Source organism: Rickettsia endosymbiont of Culicoides newsteadi, from assembly GCF_002259525.1.
Taxonomy (GTDB): Bacteria; Pseudomonadota; Alphaproteobacteria; order Rickettsiales; family Rickettsiaceae; genus Tisiphia.
Map to the genome: position 1 here is coordinate 1 of NZ_MWZE01000124.1, position 3,222 is coordinate 3,222.

Genomic DNA, 3,222 nt, shown 5'->3' on the forward strand with positions numbered 1-3,222 from the left:
AACTTATCCACATTCTTCGCTATTTACAACATCAATAATCTTTATTTTATATATTTAAAAGATTATTTTTTCAACTTGACACAGTTTGACGAACACTCCCTTGTGGCTCTATTTTTTTATTTTCTTTCTTGACAAATTCACTCGTCCATATATGACAATAGTTCGCAGAAATGACAATTTACAACTCAATATTAAGAACTTATTAGGGCTATCTATATATGCAGTTACAAGAAAAAATTTATGTTTTTTTATGTGCTTTATTTGTTGTGCTAATAGTAGTTAGTAACTTAGTATATCAGAAATTTGTTTATTTACCTATTTTCTCTATTTATACCTTTGAACTATCGGTTGGGGCGATTTTTTATCCGGTCACTTTTCTAATAACTAACTTAATATCCGAGTTTTATGGTAAAGAGAAAGCACAATTTTGCGTTAGATTGGCAACTAGTATAAATATTTTGGTATTATGTATTATCAGTTTCATGGGTTATCTACAAGCTACTACCTGGTCAAAAATTGACAATAATACTTTTGACTCGGTATTTGGGGCATATAGCGTATCGCTATTTGGTTCAATAACAGCTAGTTATACAGCTCAGATGATAGATATAAGGCTTTATTTACTAATTCGCAAACTTACTAACAATAAATACCTTTTTCTAAGAAATTTGAGTAGTGCCATATCGTTATTTATTGATACATCGATTGTAGTTATTTTTGTTACAGTTATTGGGGTTGTACCTTATGAACAAATGATATCTTTAATATTTAACAGCTATTTATTCAAACTGTTTTTCACCATAGCAACTACCCCAATATTTTACTATGTGGTGTACTTTATTAGGAGTCGGAATTAAAACGATACTCTCAATTTTATCGAACCTTGATGGCTAGAGTATTTATTATTAGAAGCTAAATAATCATATACTGCCATAATTTCTGTCACTCCACGTTTTATAGTAATAGTCCCACCAACTTTGTAGTTATATTTAGCCGGTTTTTCAAGTAGCAATACTTCCTCTCTTCTATTAGATACGCCTGACTCTATCTGCATACGAACCTTCTGTTGCTTATTATGCAAAAATCTCTCACCTTCCATGTGCAATCCAGGAATCACCTGGGTAGTATCACTAATCTTCATTGGTATAACTGCTTCAAATCCTATAATTCCAGAAGCTCTTCTGTCATTAGTAGCAGCGACCGATAGACTCTGTGCTTCAAATCTTTCATTATATCCAGCAATATTGTATCCTCCATACTTTAACCCAATATTTGGGGTGATTAATACTTTACCAACATGTGATTTGTGAGCAACTACTATCTTACTACTATATGAAGTATTATCAAATTTAGCCTTAGCCATCTGGTTTTGCACTGGTATTTTTGCAGAAACATTACCAAGGGCAAAGGAAAAAACACCTTGTAGTATTAATTTATCAGACAAATTAGTTTGACCATATATAGATATTACATGGGCGTGGGCAGCAACTTTGTCAGTACGATTTTTGTATTTAAAGTTAGAAATGACATAGTTATAAGCTCCTCCTATAATGCTACCACCTTGCAGTTCTATATCACCCCCAATAGTTGCAGCCCTAGTTCTGCCGGTATATCTACTTAATATGTTACCCCCCTCATACTTAGCCACACCAATCGTACCACTAACCCAGACATTTTTAGACACAATATTATCTTCATCACCAGAAGCAAGAGCTGCAAGATCAAGTTGGTGGAATCTTGATTGAACAGACTGTTCTATAAAATCAAAAACTGATGCTACTGAATTTATTGTTGCTGAAGTTACTTGTTTTGGTACCTCTACTGTTTGTTGTTCTAATGCTTTTACCTGTTCTTGCAATATTAATGCATCACTGTTATTGCGGGAGGCAATATCGTTGTCAGCTGATATATTTGGCTTTAATACTGGACTCGATGGTGTTTCTGATTTTGAGTCTTGGTTGTTGTCAAGTTCTGATTTTGAATTTGGTTTTTGCTCTTCTTTTTCTTTTAATTCTGAATTTTGATCTGAGTCTTTGTTGTTGTTAAGTTCTGAGTCTGAATCCTTAACCTTATTATGAGCCTGAGCTTGAGTTCGAGGCGGAGGCATTGGTAGTGTACTAGAATCAGAGTCTTCCTCATATTCTGAATATACCTCTACATCCCATTCATTTGACCCTATGCTTTCTTCATCTGACAACTCTACGTTTTCTTCATTTGCTCTTACGCTCCTTTTGTTTAATTCTAAGCTTTCTTCATTTAATGCTACGCTTTCTTCATCTGACAACTCTATGTTTTCTTCATTTGCCCTTACGCTCCTTTTGTTTAATTCTACGCTTTCTTCATTTGATGCTATGCTTTCTCCATCTGACAGCACTAAGCTTCCTTTATCTGATCTTACGCTCTTTTTGTCTAATTCTAAGCTTCCTTCATTTGACTTTATGCTTTTTTTGTCTAATTCTAAGCTTCCTTCATCTGACCTTATGCTTTTTTTGTCTAATTCTAAGCTTCCTTCATCTGACCTTACGCTCCTTTTGTTTAATTCTACGTTTTCTCCATTTGATGCTATGCTTTCTCCATCTGACAGCACTAAGCTTCCTTTATCTGATCTTACGCTCTTTTTGTCTAATTCTAAGCTTCCTTCATTTGACTTTATGCTTTTTTTGTCTAATTCTAAGCTTCCTTCATCTGACCTTATGCTTTTTTTGTCTAATTCTAAGCTTCCTTCATCTGACCTTACGCTCCTTTTGTTTAATTCTACGTTTTCTCCATTTGATGCTATGCTTTCTCCATCTGACAGCACTAAGCTTCCTTTATCTGATCTTACGCTCTTTTTGTCTAATTCTAAGCTTCCTTCATCTGACCTTATGCTTTGTTCAATCTTGTCTTGAATAAATGTAGAATCAGGAATTTTATTAGTTGTATAGTCAATTGATGAGAAGTTGGTGGCGTCGTCACTCGTCACTTGCTTATTATATATAGGTGTCGCTCCATCGCTCATGCTACCCAATTCTCCTGAATTAATGGTATGGACCTACCCTATATACAGAATGAGAAGCATATGCTAATCTTCTAGGATAGGAAATGAATCCTAAACAACAATAAGGAGACCCATATGGAAGTTACCACAATTGGTATAGATATTGCAAAAAGAATTTTTCAAATTCACGGTGTAGATAAAAATGGTAAGACAATATTAAAGAAAAAATTAATGAGAGAGCAGGT

2 protein-coding genes and 1 pseudogene are annotated in these 3,222 nt (G+C 34.1%); 2 read left to right on the forward strand and 1 reads right to left on the reverse strand.

Annotation, left to right across the window (positions count from 1 at the left end):
• The first annotated feature begins 218 nt into the window (after window positions 1-218).
• Window positions 219-857 (forward strand): queuosine precursor transporter, encoded by a 639-nt coding sequence (locus RiCNE_RS06605; RefSeq protein ID WP_094649775.1) that lies wholly within the window; start codon window positions 219-221, stop codon window positions 855-857.
• Here RiCNE_RS06605 and RiCNE_RS06610 read toward each other — a convergent pair.
• Window positions 854-2,998: an autotransporter domain-containing protein gene (locus RiCNE_RS06610; protein ID WP_094649776.1), complete on the reverse strand. Its 2,145-nt coding sequence runs from the start codon at window positions 2,996-2,998 to the stop codon at window positions 854-856. The two genes, RiCNE_RS06605 and RiCNE_RS06610, sit on opposite strands and share 4 nt — an antisense overlap.
• Before the next feature lie 114 nt (window positions 2,999-3,112).
• Here RiCNE_RS06610 and RiCNE_RS08165 point away from each other — a divergent pair.
• A pseudogene (locus RiCNE_RS08165) lies at window positions 3,113-3,222 on the forward strand (IS110 family transposase); the annotation flags it as partial.

What these genes read in the sequence shown, in the direction of transcription:
- RiCNE_RS06605 (WP_094649775.1), top strand. Translation starts at nt 219, where the DNA reads ATGCAGTTACAAGAAAAAATTTATGTTTTTTTATGTGCTTTATTTGTT.
- RiCNE_RS06610 (WP_094649776.1), bottom strand. Translation starts at nt 2,998, where the DNA reads ATGAGCGATGGAGCGACACCTATATATAATAAGCAAGTGACGAGTGAC.